Source organism: Streptomyces sp. NPDC057280, from assembly GCF_042668605.1.
Classification (GTDB): Bacteria; Actinomycetota; Actinomycetes; order Streptomycetales; family Streptomycetaceae; genus Streptomyces.
Genome location: NZ_JBHUYR010000002.1, coordinates 1,019,438 through 1,038,918, shown reverse-complemented (window position 1 = coordinate 1,038,918; position 19,481 = coordinate 1,019,438). Strand labels below are relative to the sequence as shown.

Below are 19,481 nucleotides of genomic sequence, written 5' to 3'. Positions count from 1 at the left end.
GCGCTGAAGCATTGCGGTAACTGGCAGCGGAAAGCAGCCCTATCGTCGTTCCCACGTGCCACGACCACTCCAACTCACGGCGGGGACTCCTCAACTGCACCGTGCGATAAGGTGCGTTCACGCTGCGCACCTTCCCGGAGGGTACGCGAGCAGAGTTCGCGAGCCGCCTCAGCGGTCGTGGATGACGAACGGTGGTGCCACCAAGTGGACCTCACTTCACGGTGAGGGCGGCTGCCCGGTAGGGCGATCCCTGCCATTCCGAATCCATCACCGAGGAGTGGCCCCAGTGAACACTGACGAGTACAAGTCTGCGCGTCGCACCTGGCCCCGTGAGGTCCTGGTGGGCGCCGCCGCCGGAGTCGTGTCCAACCTCGTGTTGGCGGCGCTGGCGGCGGCAGCGCGCCTGCTCTTCTGACGCGGGCAAGTGGCGGGCCCGGTGAGCCCGCCACTCTTTCACGCCCGGCTCCATGCGCGTCAGGACAGCGTTCGGACCCCCTTCAGAACAACGGATGCTGTCCGGACGGCGCGGTGATCCTCCGTTTGCGCGAGCGGCGCCTACCACCACGTGTCGGGCGCGGAAGATGCGGCACCCGGGCCTCGGGCGGGAGGTTTTCCCACGTGGGGCGCAGCCCGTGGACGTGCACCTCGCCCACAAGCTCCTTCAGGTAAGCCCTCGTCTCGTCATCCGTGGAGTAGAGGACAGTGGCACGGCTCGCACGCGTCATCAGCACGTGGTAGGCGTGGCGGACGCACCGGGCGAATTCGTCATCGGTGAGACTGCTCGCCCGCACCTTCGGGTCGAACGACCCTGACTCCGCCACTCGTCTGATGCTGGTTCCCGGCTCTTTGAAGTCCTTGCCACGCCGGAACACCCAGTGGCCGTCGCGGCGCACCATGTCGTCGCCCATGATGACGCCGCACCAGTCCCATTCGAGGCCCTGCGCCGTGTACACACAGCCGATCTGGTCGAGCCCCGCCTCGTTCACGGACCAGATCCTCGACGGGGGTGCCCCGTTCTCGCAGAAGCTGTCACTGTCCGCGTTCCACGGGCGATGCCAACCGCCGATGCGGACGTCGGCCTCGAGGCGCTTCTCCTTGCCCTGCGGTTTGGTCCAGGGCCAGCAATAGCCCGCGACCATACGGGCCGAAGCACCGGCAAGGGCCTCCGTGCGAATGATCCGCTCCAACTCCGCCGGGGTGTCGGCGACTTCGATGTGCATCAGCCCGTCCGGCGTCCATTCCGCCGGCTGGTCCTCCGACAACCCCAGGACTGCTCGTACCCAGCGGACGTATGCGTCGCTCCCTCCGCAGCGGAACTGTTCGCGGAGCTGATAGGGGACCAATGCGGCACCGCGCCGCTTCGCGGCGTCTTCGATCAGCTCGACCGTGCCGACCTCGTTCGGCCGTACGGTCTGACTCCGGTCCAGGAAGAACACGGTCAGACGAGACGCGTCGAGCAGCTCGTCAACCTGAGGCTGTGTGCCCTGTTGTTCGGGTTTCCAGAAACGGCTCGTCGAGCGGTCCCGGAGGCGATGTGCCTCGTCGCAGATCAGTACGTCCAGAGGAGGCTCCGGCGGCGTGACGAAGCTGCTGAAGTAGGTGAAGCTCTCCTTGAACTCCCGGTCACCGTAACCGACGTGCTCCTGCATCGCGCCGTTGAAGGCCCGGCTGCCGCTGGCGTACTTCACAGTTCGCCCCTGGGCTTCGAGTTCCGCCTTCACCTGCAGGCCGATGGCGCTCTTCCCGGTCCCGGCGCCACCGGTCACGAGAAACACGACACGTCTGTCATCCGGGACAAGAGCAGGTTGGCCCGGTTCTCCCAGAACCGCGGAAGCAGTGCCCAGGATGTCCTCCGCAACCTGCCGTTGCCGCCCGCGCAGAGTGAATACCGTGTCCTCACCGCGTGACCGGATCATCGCGTCGAGCAAGGGGGTGTTCCGCAGGTTCATCCGGCTGAGAAGTATTTCGGCCGCGGAGTCACCACCCTCCCGCGCGAAGTGCTTGCGGAGATCCATCAGGAGCCGGTCGCGGCCGTCGTTGGTGTACAGGCGCGCGTACGCGCCCGTGGGCGCGGCGATGTCCATCAGGGGCTTGACGGATTCGTCCGTGGCGTTGTGCAGGTAGGCGAAGCCCCCGCACTCGAAGGCCAGTCCGCTCAGCGGCCCTCGGTCACCGGTGAAGAGCTGGTAGTACTCCCGTAGTTGGAGGGCGGGGTGCTTCTTGGGCTCCATCATTCCGGGTACGTGAACCAGGTCGGCGGTGGCCGCTTCGACCCGGGTCACCGTGGACCATCGTTTCAGTTCGACGAGTTGCACCGACAGCTCGTGGCTGTCCGGGTGTCTGCCGATGAGAACGACGTCGACGAGACGGAGGTCGTTCGCATCCTCGGGCTGATCCACCGTCGCCGCGCACTCGACGACCATCTGTACGTTGCCACGATCCGCCGCCACCAAGTCGTTGGCGAGGTTGACCAGGCTCTCGGCCCAAGCGCTGCGCTCGGTCAGTGACGCCTCGGTGCGCCGGAAATGCTTCCACCGCTCTGCGAGATGAGGCACCATTCTGCGCCTCGAATTGAGTGTGAGCAGGTCCCTTGCCGAGAGTTTCAGCAGGAGCATCGACACGAGGAGGTTCCCCCAGGGCACGAGTGACTCGTGCGGGTGGGGGCGTGTCCTGCTGAGGGAAGCCCGTCGGGCCGCATCCGGTACGGGTGATCTTAGGCAGACCGCTGATCCACGCGGACGGCTTCTGTTCGAGGTTGCTACGGCGGGGCAGCACCGTTGGCGAAAACACGGCGGTGTGTGAATGCGATCGCGGAAGCCCAGAAGGCGTCGCCACTTTCACACCGCAGCTGCCACTTTCTCCGCTCCCACCAGCTCGCGCAGCTTCTCCTGGGTCTCCGGGTCCGTCGCATACACGACGGTTCCGACCATGCCCCTGGTCAGCAGGACTTTGTAGGTGTTGCGGATCAGCCGGTCCACCTCGGCATCCGACGTGGACTTCTTGAACACCGGGTCCTTGGACGCCGTGCGATCCGTGACCCAGCGGTCACCCCGCCAGACCAAGTCCGGGCCGATGATGACGCCGGACCAGTCGTACTCGAAGCCCTGGGCCGTGTAGACGCAGCCGATCTGTCCGAAACCCGCCGGGTCGGTAGCCCACAGGGCCGACGGCGGCGCCCCCGACACCGCACGTTCGCCGCGCAGGTTCCAGGGCCGGGCCCATTCGCCGATGACGACGTCCAGAGGGAGCGGATGGCCGGGCTTGGGCTCCGGGGACCACGGCCAGCAGTAGCCGGCAGACATGCGGGCTCCGTAGCCCTCGGTGCGACGGGCTTCCAGGAAGGATTCCATCTCCTGAGGGCTCTCGGCGACCAGTAGCCGCATGCGGTCGTCGGGGTCCCAGGTCACAGGGCCGCCCGGCTCCAAGCCGAGCAGCCGTACCACCCATCGCAGATAGGCGTCGCTACCGCCACAACGGAACTGGCTCTCCAGCGGGATGACATGGCAGGCGACCCCCTTGCGGGCGGCCGCTGCCTTGATCTCGGCCACCGTGCCCATTTCGCCCGGGCGCACCACCTGGTGTTCGTCGAGGAGGAACACGGGAACGCGCGCGACGTCGATGAGTTCGTCTATCTGCGGCTTCCCGGTGCGCTGGGCGGCCCGGGTGTAGCGGTTGGCGGAGGTCTCACGAATGCGATGAGCCTCGTCGCAGATCACTACGTCGAGAGAGTTCTTCTCGGCCGTCATAAAGCTGTTGAAGTACTTGAACAGGTCCTGCACTTCGCGCTTACGGGCCCCGGCCACCTTGCGCATGGTCTTCGTGAACGACTGGGAGCCGGTGGCGTGCAGGGCCGGGACACCCTGCCGATACAGCTCACCGAGCACGGAGAGGGCGATGACACTCTTGCCCGTTCCGGGCCCTCCGGTGACGATCAGGACTTCTTTGTGGTCGGACCGTTTCGCCTTGCGAACGGCGTTGAGGACCATGCGGTAGGCGACCTGTTGCTCGTCCAGCAAGATGAACTGTTCACGGTCGCGCACTTCCTGGGCCGCGACGGACATCAGCTGCTTCGAGGGGACCGTTTTGCCCGCGAGGAGTTCGTCCGCTGCCCGAGCTCCCGGATGCTTGTCGCTCAACCTGGCGCGGAGGTAGCTGAAAAATTCTCCTCGACGCTCGGCGGTGAACAACTGCCCTTGGCCGTCGACCTCGAGCTCACGCAGTCCACTCACCCCGAACTCGGTGGCGTTGTGCAGGAATGCCACTCCACTGACACGCTGACGGTGCTCAGCGACCGCGCCATTGAAATTGACGAGGTACTCGCTGTATCTACGCACCTGTTCAATGGGGTTGAGGACCGGGTGCGCGTAGGCGTCCACATGGCACAGGATCGGATCATCCTCGTCGGGCTCTGCCTGGCTCCACTGCTTCAGTTCCACCACGACGTACGACGGTTCCCCCGTGGCCGGGTGCACGCCGGCGAGCACGACATCGGCGCGCTTGCTGTTCAGGGGCAGCGCATACTCGATCATGACCTCGACAGCGCCGAGACCAGCCTCGTTCAGAGCGGACGCGAGAACCGGGAGACTTCGCTCCCAGGAGCGAACCTCGGACAGACCGGGGGAATAGCCGTGCATATGCGCAAACTGCTCAGTGAGATGCAGGAAGAGCGAGCCGTCGAGCGCCATGACGGCGACCGTTTCGGCGGACGCGCGGAACAGCAAGGACTTCCCCCAGGCAGCACGAAATGACTCGTGCGGGTGGGGGCATGTCCTTCGAGACTCCACCAGAGTGGAGCGGAAGCCCGTCGGGCCGCGACTACGGTGCGATCAAGCTTACCTACGGGACCGACCGGGTCGGAGGACTCCAGACAGACGCCCATCGACTCCGCTAGGCGGACAAAGCCGGGAGGCAGACGAGTCGGGCTGTACGCCGGGTATTCCTGAGCACCCTTCTGACCTGCGCCTTTGCGGGCTGGATCGGTTGTGACCTGCTAGGTCGGGTTGCAGAGGCGATCGGAGGCAGTCAGAGGAAACCGCTCTGATTCGACCCGGGTTCGACCCGAGCTGCTCGGAGCCAGCCAGAGGCAATCGCCCTCTGTTTGGCCCCGAATCGGCCGAGGTCAGGGCGGTGTCGAACGGATCTGGACTCCTCTGGCGACACTCCGAATCGATCTCGGTCGAGCCGCGATGGGGACGCCTGCCTCTGATGCGGGGCCAGGCATACGAAGGCCTCCAGGACGGCAATCCTGGAGGCTTCGCTTGGCACCGATTGGAGGTCGGTTCCGGACACCACCCGTGGTTTTAGCGGGCCCAGGTGGCGTCCACGTCCTTGCGAGACGACCCCACAGTGCCACACCACACCCACCAGGCAGACTCACCCCGACGACCAATTCACCCGAGCGAGCGACTGGGTCTTCACCGGCTGCCTCCCGCCGCGGCCAATCTCGTCCTGCTCGGCGACCTCACCGGCCGCTACGCCTCCGGCAGTTACAGCAAACTCGGCTCCGACCGTCGGAGCGTGGTCCTGCGCGCGGATCGCCAGGGCGCGGCCGAGCACGGCCACAGAATCACGGCGGCCATCGCCTGCCACGTGGCCCGCGCCGGCGGCACCGTCGACCAGCTGACGCAGCTCCTGCTGCACCCCGAGCACGAAGGCGGACGTCACGCCCGCAACATTGCACTGCGCTCCGGGCAGTCCCGCGCCCTGGACTACATCCGTCGGGTGTGGGCCAGCGCCTCGGACGCGATCAGCAGCACCAGTGCGCTGGGCTCCCGGCACGCCGCGTACGAGGTTCTCGCCGCACTGCGCGACCGGATCGAAACGACACCGTGGCGCGGGGAACGAGGACGGACAGCGCTGCGGGTCCTGAGAGCGCACCTGAACTTCGCCGAGGTCGCCGGCGGCCCGCTGCACCACGCCAGTGAGCGGCAGGCCGCGGAGGAAGCCGGGGTGTCCCGCACGACACTGCGGGTCGTCTACGAGACGGTCCTCCGGCCGCGTGGCTGGCTGCGGCGTCTGCGGGTGGGTCATGGTCGGGAGGGCTCCACCTGGTACCTGGGCGACGGCAACATCCCCGGTCACGGTTGCCCGGCTCTGCTGTCTCGTTTCCGGTCCACTCAGTTCCCCCCCGACCCGGCACTTGAGGAGTGGACCACCCCTGAGACGGCCACGAACGCCGACATCGACTCCACCGTCCTCGGCCGCCTGATGGCCCACGACGCCTTTGCCCACCACGGCCTCGGCAGCGCTGCCCTCATGATCATCAGCGCTCTACGCGTACGCCAGGATCAGACCGTTGCCGAGCTCGTCGGTACCTCCTCGGTCTCCCGCGCCACCACCTACCGGACCCTGAAACGCCTCGCCGACCACGGCCTCGTCCAGCACACCGGGGAGACCTGGACCCTCGCACCACGTGCTCTGGAGGGCTTCGGTATCCGCCTCCCGGACGCCGACAGCGGCCGCACCACAGCGCCGGCACAGGGCTGGGACAAGGTCGCCGAGCAACACGGCACCTGGGGCATCGCGGCCCGGCGGAAGGCCCTGCACGCGGCCGAGCGGGCGGCCTACCAGGAGGCACTGAACCGGCTTGCGGAGCACCGCAGCAGGGCTCTCGTGATCGTCCGCGACGGCCGTCAAGTCCTGGTACCCGTGCCGCGTCCCGACGAGATCCCACCGCCGTGGCACGCCCCGGACGGGCGCGTCCTCGACCCGGCCACCGGTCGTCCGGCCGCCGACTGGCGCATCGCCACCGACGGCCGCCTGATCCTCATCACCTCCGCCGACCAGCGCAGTTACGACGAGCTGGCCGCCGCCCATGCCGAAGCCCTCAGCGAATGGGAGTCCGTCGCATGAACCCACATCCCCCGGTCACGTCCGACGCGAGCAAAGCGGTGACGCCCCAAGCCCTGCGCGAGCAGTACGAGTCCGGTGCCACGGTCGACGAACTCGTCACCGCCAGCGGCCTGTCCTACGGCACCGTCCTCAACCGGCTGCACGACGCCGGAACCGTCATGCGCACCTCCTGGCAGACACGCCGGATGCGGCAGAACCCACAAGCCCGCAGGCGACTCGCGGCCCGTCTGCGCACCCTGTACGAGCAGCACGGCGCAACCCTCACCGAACTCGCCGCGACCGCGGGAGAGACGAGGCGCGGTGCCCGGCGCCTGCTGATCGAAGCCGGCGGCACCGTGCGCACCACCCAGCAGACCCTGCGGATGCGCGCCGCAGCGCGGGCCGCCGAACGGCACAAGGTCGCACTGTCCCTGCGCGCACGGTACGAGGCAGGCGCCACGGTCCCGGACCTCGCCAGGGAGCACAGCTACTCCATCGCCACCGTCTACCGGCTCCTGCACCAAGCAGGCACCCACATGCGGGCCCAGCACCACCACGGACCCGCCCACACCCCGAGGAAGCGGCCATGAACCCCCACGTCCTCGTAGGTGCGCCCCACCCCGCCTGGCAGATCAAAAAGGCGGCCATGCGCCAATCCGGCCGCCACGTGGCAGCACGGGCACCCCCGTCGTCGGCCCGCTCGACAACGCACGTACCAAACAACACCCCTTCCCGTTTCAGGAGATCAAGCACACGTGAACGAGAACACCCGTCACAAGACCCTGGCCGCAGCCACAGCAAGCGCCTTCGACGCGTTCGTGATCGTCGTCGGCATGCTCAAGGGCGGCACCGGCAAGACCACCTCGGCCTGGTTCATCGCCCTCTATTACGCCGTCGTCCTCGGCCTGCCCACGTTGCTGCTGGACGCCGACGCGACCAGTCAGTCCGCCTACGACTGGTTCAAGGTCGCCCAGGCCGCCGGTTTCGAGATTCCCGAGAACCTGGTTGTCGAGCGGTACCCGTTCGACGACATCGCCGAGTACATCCGTGCCAAGCGCGCCGAGTTCGGCGCGATCGTGGTCGACGCTGGCGGCGGCAGCGCCCGGATCTTCCACGAGGCTGTTACCGAGGCGAACCTGCTGCTCGTCCCGGTCGCCCCCACCAAGATCGAGCGCCGCAAGCTTGTGGCCACCTTCGACGAGGCTGAGCGCGCCGCCGCCCGCAACGAGCACGGCGTCACCGCCCATGTCGTGATGGTCAAGGCCGACGACCGCACCAGCCTGCCCGGCCGGGCAAAGGACCAGCTGCTCGACCCCGCCGAGGGCGAGGGCATCGGCCCGGACCGCGACGAGGCGTTCCCGCTCGCCGAGACCACCATCCACTCCTGGGTGCACTACATGGAGGCCTTCGGCGAGATCCCGACCGAGCTGAGCGAGTACGCCAACCTGATGAAGGAGCTGACCGCGGCATGAGCGAGAAGAATGAAAGGATCAGGCCTCCGGCCCGACGCCCGGGCGGTCGTGCCTTGGGCGGAGCAAGGAAGACGACCCCTCCGCCCCCTCCCCCGGCCGCCGAGCTCACCCACGAGCAGTACGCCGCCGAACAGGCCGCTACCCCGGGCGAAGGCCGTCCCGCGGCCGGCGAGCCGCAGGTTCAGCCCGCTCCTTTCGCTGTTCCCAACCCCGAGGGGTCAGCACACGGCCGGGCCGAGGCGATGCCCGAAGTAGCACAGACCTCCGCCCAGCCGACTGCAGAGGCCCCGAACAGGCCCGTCCCGGAGCCGGCCGCCAGTCAGCCAGTTCGCCCGGCCGTCGCCGCCACCGAGGCGGGGCCGGAATTCGCCGGTCAGCCGATGGAGCGGCAGGTATCGCCTGCACTCCCGGCTGCCGAGCCCGCAGCACCTGCCATCCAGCCCACGCAGCCAGCCGCACCCGTTGTGCAGCACGGCACATCCGCGGCTCCCGGCGCAGCCTGGGGCGCCGAGGTAGCGCTTCGCCCTGCAGATTCCCCGACGGCCGCAGGCGGCAACGGGTTCCCGGTGAGGACCGATGTTCCACGGGCTCACCAGGAACAGGAGGCGCAATCACAGGCAGCGCCCAGCCAAGGAACACCGTGGGCTCAGGGATCCGGCCGTCCCAAGGACATTCCTGAGACCGCCGTCGTTCTCAACCAGCGCATCATCACGCGCGAGAGTCTCGACTCGTCGGTCCCCACAGCGCTGAAGCTGAAGAAGCGGCTCAAGCGCTTCGCGCTGGACAACGAACTCGACCACCTGCCCATCGGCGACATCGTCTCGGTCGCCCTGGACGAGTGGCTCACCACCCGCGGGTTCTGACCCGACCTCAAGGCACAGGGCGGCCACCCTCACGCAAGAGGGCGGCCGCCCCGTGCCGACTATTCCAATAACCCAATAGGCGGATAGCTATCCGCCTATCCGGACCGACCGGAGCAGCTCGCATGCCTGATCACTCCCCCTACGCCCGCCGACTACGTGAAATCGCCGACGCGCTCGACGCCGAGCCCCAACCGACCGATGACGTTCTCACGCCGCACCCGGACACCCTGAACGTCATCAGAAACCGGCACACCAAACGCGGACAGTTCAACCACGCCGTCCCCGAAATCCTCCAGCTCCAGCGCCGGATCCGCCACTACAACGCCGACACCGGCGTACCCCACGGAGACATCGTCGCTCTCGCCCTCGACACCTGGCTCCGCGCAAAGGGCTACCCACCCGACCTCAAGCCACAAGAGACAGACGTTTCCTGACCGGCCTTCTCGGCCGTTCCTGCGACCTGGTCGCGCAGCATGTCTTGGGCACGGCGGCTGCGGTCACGATGCCGACTGGAGGCGAGCGCCTTGCTTGGGTCACATTGGGCCGTCGTCGAGGGGTGCTGCCGGGCGAAGATGACCGCTCCCAGCCATGCCGGGCATCGCTCTTTACCTCGCTCCGGAGAAGAGGGAACGGCAAATCCTTCCCTGAGTAGGTGCAGCATCACTCGGTCATGGCAGCGGCCGCCGGTGCGCCACTGTCAGTAACGGCCGTGCCTGCGGCGCTACCGCGCAGGGAGGGAAACCTCCTCTTCCAGCGCTGTACGTCGTGTCGCTCTCGGACGGAGAAACGGTGGCCGACGGTCTCCTCCAGCGAGACCAGTCGGGTAAGGAGGTCCAGCCGTTCTTTGTCAGACAGTCTCTTGCTGCGCAGACGAACGATAATTTCCTTGGCTTTCGTCAGGTCTTCGCGCTCAGCTCGCTGCTTTTGCCGTGAACGGTCTGCCGGGGACTGGTGCTCGGGCTGGGGAGGGACAACGTTGACCGTGAGAGACGGAGTGGGAGGCCTGGGCGTTGGCACCGGAGCAGGTGTCGCCATCATTCGCCTCGCGGACGCCAGGATGTCCTGTTCTGCCTGTGAGGCTGGCGTGCCCCGCTTGAGGAGCTTTTCTGCCCGGGCGACCAGAGCGCGTGTCTGGGTAACGTCGCGGTTTCGCTGAGCCTTGCCGAGGAGGTTGAAGAGGCGTTGCCGATCACGGTCCTGTCCGTTGAGCCAGTCACGGGCCTCCGCGAGCACCGCCCTCAGCCGGCTGAGGGCTGTACCCCGACATCTACTGATTTCTTGCTCGGCCTGTTCACACAAGCTCTGCACTGAGCCTGTCAGCCCGGCATGCATGTCCAACTTGATCAGGCGGATCAGCTCCCCGATCTGCGGCGAAGCTTCGGATGCCGTTTCATCGCCTGCTCTCCTGCACACGTCCTGCAGCCGTGCGGGGTCGTGGCCCTCGGTGTTCCAGACTCGTTCCACGACGGGTGTCACGAGCCAGCCGTCATCTGCGATTTTGCAGTCTGATGGATCGATGCCCCAGGTCGTGGCTTCCCCTGCGACTTGTGTACCGATGACCATGATCCGTCGACGGCCCTCGCTCCTGAACTTCACGCGGTTGACATACCGCAGCACCTGCAGCAGGTCGTCGCTGATCTGGACTCCGGGCCCCAGGATGAGTTCACCAGTCCCGACCGCTTTCCAATCGATAGGGACGTCCTTGTTCATATGAACGCGTAGTCTGTGGCCGTTGAGCTCGATGTCCACCACCGAGCCGACCGGTGCGTCATCAAGGCTTACGAACCGGTACCGCGGCTCCAGTCCCTGGCGGTGGAACACCCTCTGCATCGCGCTCTTGACGAAGAGGTGATCGGCGCTGCCGATACCTCCGCCCCGTGTACGCCGGGTGCAATCAGACTGCACACCCTCCGGATCGTGAAGATGGAAGAAGTGGGACGCGCGGGTAACGCATCTCCGTGTCCCCAACTGCCGGCCGCATCCCCCCAACAAGGGGCTGCACCAGAATGTGGCCCCTTGCGTCTCCTCCTTGAAGATGTCCAGTTCGATCGGGTCCTCTGGACAGATCACCGGCTCGTCTGAGTCGGGATCACCCAGGACTGCTGTCTGAATCAACCTCGTGTCGAAAGTCATGTCCTGCCCCTTACCGAAACGCGGTACTGCAGTGTCGGCCGTCCGCATGCTCCTTGATCACGAAGGGCATGTGGCTCGTCTCCCGAGATCGTACTGACGCCCACTGACAACCTGGATCCCACCGAGGGTCACAGGGCTGGCAGGTCGCTTCCCACGAGTGCTGAGCGCCACCGGAATCGGGAGGCATTGGGCGAATTACCCTGGCCCTCAGTTGAGCCAATCATCTGTCACTTGTCCGGCGCACACATGAGATAATGGGGACGGAGTAATTGCTTCGTTGATGCGATGAAGGCGAGTAACGGAGTGGAACCGGGCCTGCCGCTACCCCTCCGACTTACGGGCCAGCCATTCCTTGAAACGGACGGACAGTGACGTGTACCCGTAGGGTGGCAGCCCGTCGCCGAATTTACGAAGCTTTTCGTAGATCTTCTTGAGGTCACCCTCGGTGGGGAATTTTCCGAATTCGACAGCCATTTCCAGAACATCCTCGACGGTAATGATCTGGAGATCGCGGTCTGCCGCGAGGGCCTGGCCGCCCTGGTCATCGATGGCGACCAGGACCTCGTGCCCCTGGTCCTGGTAGTGCACTCCGTGGGCTACGACGACTGCTTCGCCGAGATCCTTCGACTCCCGCAGGGCATCTTCGAGTTGACGACCTCGCACTTCCACGAAGACCTCAACCACGCGGTCGGGTGCTGACTGGGCTTGGAGCGCCGGCAGCACCCTGACGCAGTCACTGTTCGTGAAGCGGGCCCATCTGAGCTTGATCCCCTTGTACTTCCGGTCTTTACGTGCGACTTCGTCGCAGACTTCTTGTGGCACGAGGAGCACGAGGTCGGCCTTCTGCAGGACGTCCACCAGGAGGCGCTGGAGGTTTGCGCCGACGAAGTGCACGCAGATGACCGCGTCCAGAATGCAGACCGGTTCCTGTTGCTCCAGTGAAGCGTCCTCACCGGATGCCTCTATCCGCTCCTCGGGCAAGCCCCACCCCTTCGACGCCTCCGTCTGGACTACTCTACTAGTCCTTCGCCAAGCCGCGGGCGACCAACCGAGAGAGATTAGCGCGCTTTGGACTCGGAGGGCTGGGAACTATGCCAGCTTCCCTGAGTCCGGCTTCGACCTCTTCCGGACGACGCCCTTCCAGCATAGCCAGAGCGCGGACTCCAATCATATTCCGACGGTACGCTTCGACCGCGCGCTCCAGGATACGCCGAGGAGCCCTTACCGCTTCGGCAGCCTGTTGTTCTTGTTTGTATGCTGGCCCCCAGCCATACCGCTGTGCCAGCTGGGCGCCGGTCGGCCCGCGAAGTTCCTTCTTCTGGATTTCCGTGATCAGCGACATCAATTCAAGCTGGATGAGAATCACGACGAAGCTGACTCGGAAGTGGCGGGCCAGGAGCGCTACCGTACGCTCGTTTATACTGCCCTTTTCAGACAGCCTAGCGGCGGATAGCCATGTGTTAATTCCTTCCTCCGGCGCCAAGAGGTGGCGAGCGAAGGCATCACACCGCCGCTCCCCGGGCGTTCGTCCGTCATCCAGCTCGTGCACTTGGGCACCGTCGTTCCACAGCAGGTGACCAAGCTCGTGAGCGAAACTGAACCGCTGACGTTCTGGGACGTCGCAGGCACGCACAGCGATGAGTGTGGTCTCACGCTCTGGATCTGTGGCGGTGAATCCGTCCGTCGTCCTGGGCAGCTGCAGCACTGCTGTGTCTACGCCGGTGAGTTGCTCGATCAGCTCATCCACGTCAGCGATGGGCGCACTGCCGAGGTTGAGAGCCACCCGAACGCACTGCGCCAGTTCCTTCGCCTGCTGCTCCCGCGGCAGGCGCTCATCCGGCACGGGCAAAAAGCCATCCGGCTTGCGCTGCTGGGTGGCCGCGGGCCCTAGCTTGTCCAGACGAGCATCCAGCTCAAGCACTTCCAGGGTGTGCCGCAGGGCCTCCTCACGCTCCTCGGTCACCACGTCGTTGACCCTGGCCGCGATGCGCACTCTGCTGCGTACAGGATCTCCGCTGGTCAACAGCCGCACCGGAATGTCCAGGGCAACTGCGAGGCGATCCAGCTCAGCGAGCGTCACGTTGGCGCGGGCGCCATTTTCGATGCGTGTCAAGGTTGGCTGGGAGAGGTGAGCGCGAGCGGCGAGGTCGCGCTGGCTGAACCCAGCGCGTTCACGCTCACGGCGGATCCGCTCCCCCACAAGCTCAAGATCCACGTAGCACCTCCTTCTGAATCAATTCTACCCGTCTGATTCACGATGGCGAGTGATATGTGTATCACTCGCCACTGACAGTCCTCGCCGTGGAGCTGCCCGCACAGATGGAGGCCAGGAGCCCGGCAGGCCAGCGGACGGGTTCGCCACGTGGCATCCCACGGGTGAAGATCGGCAACGATGCCGTGTGAACCTCGGTGAACCAATCGACTGCTGCCGGACCGGCGTAAAGGGAGACTGCCCTCTTGGCCAAGGTCCCCGATTCGGTGCTCGCCCTCCCACGCCACGACACTGCAGCGTGCCCCTTCGGCAAGACCACGCCCGAGCTTGTCAGCTGCCGGTTGGAAATTCCCCGCGTACGTGCAGCGCGTTTCCCTATGGGTCAGTCACACTCAGTAGCCTCGGTGCTGGCTCGTGGATCTGGCGCATGAAGGGGTTTTGATCGTGGCACGTACCTGGCTGTCCATCCGGGTGGAGTTGGTCTCTGGGCACGGTGCGGACCTGTGGCCTCGCCCCGGCCGGGTCTTTGCCGGCGCGCCTTCGCATTCCTTCGCCCAGTTCGCCACGGCCATCGATCTCGCTTTCGGCCGCTGGGATCTGGCCCATCTGCACCTGTTCACTTTGTCCGACGGCGCCCGGGTCAGCCCCCTGGACTGGTGGGACGACGAGGCCCCGGACGGCACCATGGACGGCCATGCGACCAAGTTGAGCAGGCTGCAGGCCGGCGAGCGGTTCGCCTATGTCTTCGACATGGGTGATGACTGGGCCCACCTGTGCACGGTGGCGGACAAGCGCATCGATCCCCTCGACGAACTCGGCGAGGGGCCCGACCTCCCGGTTCCCTACTGGGGCTGGGGCAGCCTCCCGGACCAGTACGCACGCCGCTGGGACGGGGACGACGGGGAGTCGCCGATGCCGAGGCGGCCGGCCCGCGGGCTCAGCGATCTGCCCCCGATCCTGCCGTGGTGGGGCGAGCGCCGCCGAGGTTGACCTCACGCTGCGTACTCGAAGTGGCCGCCAGCGGGGAAGGGAAGTGGCCACGGTGGGGAGCTGAAGTGGCCGCGAGCGGGGAAATGAAATCTGCTGGCCGCCGGCAGGCAATCTGACGACGAACAGCTCTCCTCGGGCACCTCGACGCGGTGAGGCTGCCAGCGGCCTCTTCATTGCCGCTTGCGTGAACAGCATCAGTCCCTGCTCTGAGTGTGCCGATCGTCTGCCGCGGAGGGACGCCGAGCACCGGGGGTGCCGTGACCGTGTTGCCGGAAGGGGGCCTCATCCGGGTGCCGCCGGATACGTGCTTGCCGCCAAGCGACGTCGAAGGACGGCTTGTCAGGGCTGGTCCACATCAGGCGGAGGGCGCTGCAGCTGGTGAGGGGCGCCAGGATCCACCTCAGTAACGTGGTCATGGGCTTCCGGGACCGCTGGATCCCGTTCCGTTCTGAGCGGCGATGACTTCGATGGCCACAGCGTGTTCGGGTTGCCGAGCGGCCCGCATGCCGTCGGCAAGGAGGCTGAGCAGCATGCGTTTTTGCTCGTTGCGGGAGAAGGTGGTGAGGAAGTCCCGCAGAACTTCGAGCAGTTGGGCCTCGAAGGGCTCCTCATCGTCAAGGGGGTAGTTCCGCAGGCGATCGGCTGTCTGGCGCAGGACCTCGTCGCTCGGGGGATCCGGCAGTCCGGCCGCCGGCTGCGCTGCCTGCTGCAGCCACCAGGCAAAGACCCCCGCTGGGTGCGCGAGTTCGCGTACAAGGGCCCGGTTGCGTTGGCGTGTCAGGGCTTCCTGAATGCCCTGCTTCCTGCTGGCCTCAAGCAGTGCCCGGACCGCCTCATCATCGTCAGATGCGAGCGTGAGACGGCACTCGGCTCTCACCTCAAGACCGGATTCTGTGTCGATGCGGCGTGATCGCCGCAGGCTTCGCGCACATGCATCCTGGGCTGCTGGCAGGTCCCGTGGGTCCATGTGCCGTACCGCGTCCGCTGCCGCTGCCCGCAGGGCGAGGCGGACCTGGTCCGCGAGCGCATCGGGGTCGTAGGCACCGGATGGGCCGGCCTCGGGGTAAGCGGTGATGGTCGTGGTGAAGCGAATGCCTGGGCGCAGGCTCGACAAGACGGCGGGGAACTCGGTGATGCCGCGCCTGAGAGCACGCCGCCGCGATCGCGCCGATCGGTACGTCATAGGGCGGCAGCCCCCTCGTCTCCTGCATGAGGGGTGTGGTTTCGGCGCTCGTGGCGGCGAAGCATGAGTCGTTCGCGCATGGCGATGACGGCGGGGGAGTTGTAGGCGACGCCTTCCTTGCCGAGCAGGAATGCGGCCATCGGCCCGGTGACCATGTGCTCATCGACGACTCGGTCGAGAACGTGGACGACTGCGTCGTCGGCGAGATCGTGGTCGGCCACTGCTTCGGCCCATTTCTCAAGCAGCCGTTCGCAGCGATCGGCCAGGGCGGGATCAGCCAGGCAGGCACACCAGCCGGTGACCAGTTCGTCGGCGGTCTCAGGGTGCGCCAAGGCGTCGTTCAGCAGGAGGGTGACGGTGGACGGTGCGGCCTTGGGGTCGAGGAGGGCGAGAAAGGCCCGGCATCCGGCTGGCTTCGCTTTGCCTTCGATCCAGCCTGTGATCGCCTCCCATACCTGTGGCAGCAGAAAGTCGTCCTCGGCCATGGCCCGCAGGGCCTTCTCACCGTCGGCGACGGCTTCATCCACGATGGGGCGTCCCATGATGTGGCGGAGGCATGTGAGCGCCTGACGGGGATAGATGGCGGCGAAGCTGCCCTGGCAGACCACGGCCGTAACCCGTGCCGGGTCCACATCCTGCTGGGCCCAGTCCCGCAGTCTGGCGCGGGTCACGGTCCCCAAGGTGGGGTCGGCCGCGGCCGTGGCGAGCATCGACGCCGCCGCCTCGCGGCCGGCCTGGTCTCCGGACGTCGCCCAGGCACGGGCGACGTCGAGTGGGCCGAGGTCCTGTTCGTCGGTCGCGAGTTGTACGAGGAGGTCGGCGATCTGGGAGAGCCGGCTGAACCCGAGTGCACCGTGTTTGGTGAGGAGCTTCACCCAGGCCAGCAGAGGTTTCTGCACGTCGCTCAGTTGACGCCAGACATAGCCGAGAACTGCGTTGGGGTATCCGGGCTTGTGCGCGAAGGAGACCTTGCCGGAAGCGACACGTGCTTCGACTTCCTCCAGACGTGTCACCAGGTCGGGTCCGGTAAGGATCTGGCGGACGCTCTTGGAGGTCTTCTCCTTCAGCAGCAGGCGGGACGCCGCGAGAACGTCGGGCGGCGCGAGGCCTTCGAGCGCGATGGCTGCCAGCAGCAACGCTCGGTCATCTGCGTTCTCGCGGGTGGCGGTGAACACCTTCTTGACGACGTCCCGCCAGTGTGTGGCGGCGGCACGCGCCGTCTCCACCGCATGGGGAGAGTCGTCGATTCTGCTCAGTTCCAACGCCAGGGCCGCAGCGTCGCTTGGATACATATCGACGCCCAACAGGTCGGTCAGAACGTGGCCCTGGTCGTCAGCGTTTGCCGTCAGCCAGGCCCGCTCCGCCACCGACGGGTACAGACGGGCGAGATGGGTCTGAACGATCTCCCTGCCCGACGGCGCGGCCGTGGCACGGACAACGATGCGGCCAAGCCCCGGGGTCTGGCTGGCGGGCCAGCCGTCCTGGCTGGCGATGACAATCAGGCGCGAGCCCTTTTTCAGCAGAGCGTCGCCGTGAGCGACGATCTTCTTGGCCACGGCCACGGGGTCAGCCCACCCGTCGATCTCCTCGGAGACGTCGAGGATGTAGCCGCGGCAGCGCTTGGACGGCAAAAGCCCCTCACCTGGCTGCTCCCAGTCAGGCAGGACGTGCTCCAGGACCCACGGCGCCTCCGCCTGCTCGCCGACGTGGTCACGGCCGTAATCACTGAGCGCCTTGACCGCAGCAGCGGTCTTACCCATGCCGCGTGCTCCGGCAATCACCACGACCGGTTCCTCCTGCTTCAGGAACTCCAGCACCGCGGGAGCCGTCGTCAGAAGGTCCCCCTGCCGGTCACGCTTCGCCCAGGCACGCCTGACTGCTGCCCGCTCATCGCGGGTCACGGGGACCGTGCTCAACGTCTGACGCGTGTGGAGGTTGATGTCCCGCCCGGCCATGTACAGGACGGAGTCCGAGATATCGGCGGCGCTGAGCTGGTGAGCGGGCACGCCACCGTTTCTCTCGACGCTCGCAGCGGCAACGGTCACCTCAGCGCTCCCCCTTCCTTGAGGGAACGCCGTAGTTGATGCCTCCGTCTCCAGCATCGATGTCGCCGAGGGACTGCAGGATCTGGCTGTTCGTGTTGTTGTACGCGGCCATCGTGGACGCAGGTGAAGAGGCTTCGTCCTGGGTCGGCAGCAGCTCACGCAGTTCGTTGGCCATCTCGGGGAAGCGGTCGAGGTAGGCGGCAAACTGCCGCACCAGACGTTCCTGGATCGCTTCCCGGTCTGCTTCGGACGCCTCCGGCAGGCTTCGCTCGATCTCGTCCAGCATCTCCAGCTGACGGCTTGACGTCTCCTGGCCGTCCCTGCGCAGGAAACGCGCAATCTTCTCGCGCAGAAGCTGCCAGCCGCCGGTGAGCATCTCTGTGATGAGCACCTGCGCCCCGTGCGTGGCCAGCACCATCACGTCCAGCTCTTGGCTCATGATCCCCCGATCTTCACGCCTGGAGTAGGCCTGGGACAGCCTGCGAGACGTACCGGACCGACAGCAACCAAAGCTCGCGGAAGCGTCTGAAATCCGACTTTGCACGGTCAAACACCGGGTCATACCCAATGGCCGGATACTGCTGGCCTGTCCACCAGCAGGCCCAGGTCTCATCCAGCAAGCGTTAACCAGTTCGAAATGCATAGGCCAGCCGGGATTGCCTCACCGGGCCGCAGCCGTCGACAAGAATGGCGCAAATACAGAACAGGATGAACTACGCCTGTATGAGCCCTTCATCCCTCTATATACCCTTGAGGACGACAGAGCTTAAGAGGTCCTAACAAAGGCGTTGGACGTGGCGGTGTGTGATGAGGCAGGTGGCGATGCCGAGGAAGGCTTCGTGGATGTCGTCTCGTCTCTCCCAGCGGATCCGCAGGCGGCGGAAGCCGTGGAGCCAGGAGATGGTCCGCTCGACCACCCAGCGGAAGCTGCCCAGGCCGGTGCCGTGTTGTTGCCCGCGGGCGGCGATGACGGGGCGGATGCCGCGCTGCCACAGCAGCCGCCGGTACTTGTCGTGGTCGTAGCCGCGGTCGGCGAACAGCATGTCGGGCCGGTGTCTGGGCCGGCCCACGACGCCGGCCACGGCCGGGACCTTGTCCAGCAACGGCAGCAGTTGGGTGACGTCGTTGCGGTTGCCGCCGGTCAGCGACACGGCAAGCGGAATGCCCTGCCCGTCGGTGAGGACGTGGTGCTTGCTGCCCGGCCGTGCGCGGTCGACCGGGCTGGGACCGCTTTTGGGCCGCGCCGGGCCGCCCGCACGTGAGAGGAGTCGATCACCGCCCGCGACCAGTCCAACTTCTTCGCCGACCGTAACTTCCTCAACAGCACAAGGTGCAGCTGATCCCACACGCCCGCCTCATTCCAGGTGGCCAAGCGACGCCAGCAGGTCATACCCGAGCCGAAGCCCAGCTCCTGGGGCAGGTACTCCCACTGGATCCCGGTATGCAGCACGAACAGGATCCCGCACAGTGCCTGCCGGTCAGGAACCCGAGGCCGGCCCGCCACGAGTTTCGGACCCGGTTCGGGCAGCAACGGCTCGATCAACGACCACAGTTCATCCGAGACGACCCACGGCCTCGGCTGGTGCTTCCCCACGACTGCACCAACGAACCACCACACCGACAGTCACATGATCAACCGACTTCTGTTAGGACCTCTAAGGCGCCCAAGGTGCTTCTGATGCTCCGAGAACTCCGGGTTCCCGGCGGCGCCCTGCCCACCCGCATCACCGAGGAGGATCCGGCGCCCGCGCC

General features: G+C 66.3%; 16 protein-coding genes. 7 read left to right on the top strand and 9 right to left on the bottom strand.

Features of this window, described 5'->3' with window-relative positions; translation table 11 throughout:
* Positions 1-286: 286 nt before the first annotated feature.
* Positions 287-415: a DUF6408 family protein gene (locus ACFUO4_RS15220; RefSeq protein ID WP_383484367.1), complete on the top strand. Its 129-nt coding sequence runs from the start codon at positions 287-289 to the stop codon at positions 413-415.
* Positions 416-497: 82 nt separating this feature from the next.
* On the opposite strand, the gene ACFUO4_RS15215 is transcribed toward ACFUO4_RS15220, so the two are convergent.
* The gene (locus ACFUO4_RS15215) at positions 498-2,615 is read right to left on the bottom strand and encodes a DUF2075 domain-containing protein (protein WP_383485705.1); all 2,118 of its coding nucleotides are present in this window, start codon (positions 2,613-2,615) and stop codon (positions 498-500) included.
* A 222-nt stretch (positions 2,616-2,837) separates the two neighbouring features.
* Positions 2,838-4,721, bottom strand: a complete 1,884-nt coding sequence (locus tag ACFUO4_RS15210; protein WP_383484364.1) for a DNA/RNA helicase domain-containing protein — start codon at positions 4,719-4,721, stop codon at positions 2,838-2,840.
* Between the two features lie 625 nt (positions 4,722-5,346).
* On the opposite strand from ACFUO4_RS15210, the gene ACFUO4_RS15205 reads away from it, so the two are divergent.
* From ACFUO4_RS15205 to ACFUO4_RS15185, 5 genes are all read left to right on the top strand, one after another.
* On the top strand, positions 5,347-6,852 hold the full coding sequence (locus ACFUO4_RS15205; RefSeq protein ID WP_383484361.1) for a transcriptional regulator: 1,506 nt from the start codon (positions 5,347-5,349) through the stop codon (positions 6,850-6,852).
* Positions 6,849-7,421, top strand: coding sequence for a helix-turn-helix domain-containing protein (locus tag ACFUO4_RS15200; protein WP_383484358.1), 573 nt, complete (start codon positions 6,849-6,851; stop codon positions 7,419-7,421). Before ACFUO4_RS15205 ends, ACFUO4_RS15200 begins: the two co-directional genes overlap by 4 nt.
* Before the next feature lie 165 nt (positions 7,422-7,586).
* On the top strand, positions 7,587-8,303 hold the full coding sequence (locus ACFUO4_RS15195; protein ID WP_383484355.1) for a ParA family protein: 717 nt from the start codon (positions 7,587-7,589) through the stop codon (positions 8,301-8,303).
* Complete coding sequence (locus tag ACFUO4_RS15190; protein WP_383484352.1) at positions 8,300-9,166, top strand: hypothetical protein; 867 nt, start codon at positions 8,300-8,302, stop codon at positions 9,164-9,166. The genes ACFUO4_RS15195 and ACFUO4_RS15190 overlap by 4 nt, the downstream gene beginning before the upstream one ends.
* Positions 9,167-9,288: 122 nt before the next feature.
* A complete protein-coding gene (locus ACFUO4_RS15185; RefSeq protein ID WP_383484349.1) occupies positions 9,289-9,600 on the top strand; it encodes a hypothetical protein in 312 nt (103 codons plus the stop codon).
* Positions 9,601-9,826: 226 nt separating this feature from the next.
* On the opposite strand, the gene ACFUO4_RS15180 is transcribed toward ACFUO4_RS15185, so the two are convergent.
* The 3 genes from ACFUO4_RS15180 to ACFUO4_RS15170 all read right to left on the bottom strand — a co-directional run bounded on the left by ACFUO4_RS15180 (position 9,827) and on the right by ACFUO4_RS15170 (position 13,514).
* Complete coding sequence (locus tag ACFUO4_RS15180; RefSeq protein WP_383484346.1) at positions 9,827-11,299, bottom strand: hypothetical protein; 1,473 nt, start codon at positions 11,297-11,299, stop codon at positions 9,827-9,829.
* Between the two features lie 321 nt (positions 11,300-11,620).
* Positions 11,621-12,280: a hypothetical protein gene (locus ACFUO4_RS15175; protein ID WP_232646720.1), complete on the bottom strand. Its 660-nt coding sequence runs from the start codon at positions 12,278-12,280 to the stop codon at positions 11,621-11,623.
* A 37-nt stretch (positions 12,281-12,317) separates the two neighbouring features.
* The gene (locus ACFUO4_RS15170; protein ID WP_232646719.1) at positions 12,318-13,514 is read right to left on the bottom strand and encodes a helix-turn-helix domain-containing protein; all 1,197 of its coding nucleotides are present in this window, start codon (positions 13,512-13,514) and stop codon (positions 12,318-12,320) included.
* Between the two features lie 441 nt (positions 13,515-13,955).
* Here ACFUO4_RS15170 and ACFUO4_RS15165 point away from each other — a divergent pair, with 441 nt between their 5' ends.
* The gene (locus tag ACFUO4_RS15165) at positions 13,956-14,501 is read left to right on the top strand and encodes a hypothetical protein (RefSeq protein WP_383484342.1); all 546 of its coding nucleotides are present in this window, start codon (positions 13,956-13,958) and stop codon (positions 14,499-14,501) included.
* Between the two features lie 412 nt (positions 14,502-14,913).
* Here ACFUO4_RS15165 and ACFUO4_RS15160 read toward each other — a convergent pair whose 3' ends face one another.
* The 4 genes from ACFUO4_RS15160 to ACFUO4_RS15145 form a co-directional block, all read right to left on the bottom strand.
* Entirely contained in the window at positions 14,914-15,684 is a 771-nt protein-coding gene (locus ACFUO4_RS15160; RefSeq protein ID WP_383484339.1) for a hypothetical protein, read from the bottom strand.
* On the bottom strand, positions 15,681-17,729 hold the full coding sequence (locus ACFUO4_RS15155) for a hypothetical protein (RefSeq protein WP_383484336.1): 2,049 nt from the start codon (positions 17,727-17,729) through the stop codon (positions 15,681-15,683). Before ACFUO4_RS15155 ends, ACFUO4_RS15160 begins: the two co-directional genes overlap by 4 nt.
* Position 17,730: 1 nt before the next feature.
* Positions 17,731-18,168, bottom strand: a complete 438-nt coding sequence (locus tag ACFUO4_RS15150; RefSeq protein ID WP_383484333.1) for a hypothetical protein — start codon at positions 18,166-18,168, stop codon at positions 17,731-17,733.
* A gap of 337 nt (positions 18,169-18,505) precedes the next feature.
* Positions 18,506-19,323, bottom strand: a protein-coding gene (locus ACFUO4_RS15145) for an IS5 family transposase (RefSeq protein ID WP_383484331.1) whose coding sequence is annotated in 2 segments (ribosomal slippage) — positions 18,506-18,960 and positions 18,960-19,323 — 819 coding nt in all. Because the reading frame shifts where the segments join, the coding sequence is not laid out codon by codon here.
* Positions 19,324-19,481: the final 158 nt, after the last annotated feature.

Bases quoted from the DNA above. Each gene is read 5' to 3' on its own strand.
- ACFUO4_RS15215 (WP_383485705.1), bottom strand. From the start codon at position 2,615: ATGCTCCTGCTGAAACTCTCGGCAAGGGACCTGCTCACACTCAATTCG.
- ACFUO4_RS15200 (WP_383484358.1), top strand. From the start codon at position 6,849: ATGAACCCACATCCCCCGGTCACGTCCGACGCGAGCAAAGCGGTGACG.
- ACFUO4_RS15190 (WP_383484352.1), top strand. From the start codon at position 8,300: ATGAGCGAGAAGAATGAAAGGATCAGGCCTCCGGCCCGACGCCCGGGC.
- ACFUO4_RS15185 (WP_383484349.1), top strand. From the start codon at position 9,289: ATGCCTGATCACTCCCCCTACGCCCGCCGACTACGTGAAATCGCCGAC.
- ACFUO4_RS15180 (WP_383484346.1), bottom strand. From the start codon at position 11,299: ATGACTTTCGACACGAGGTTGATTCAGACAGCAGTCCTGGGTGATCCC.
- ACFUO4_RS15160 (WP_383484339.1), bottom strand. From the start codon at position 15,684: ATGACGTACCGATCGGCGCGATCGCGGCGGCGTGCTCTCAGGCGCGGC.
- ACFUO4_RS15150 (WP_383484333.1), bottom strand. From the start codon at position 18,168: ATGAGCCAAGAGCTGGACGTGATGGTGCTGGCCACGCACGGGGCGCAG.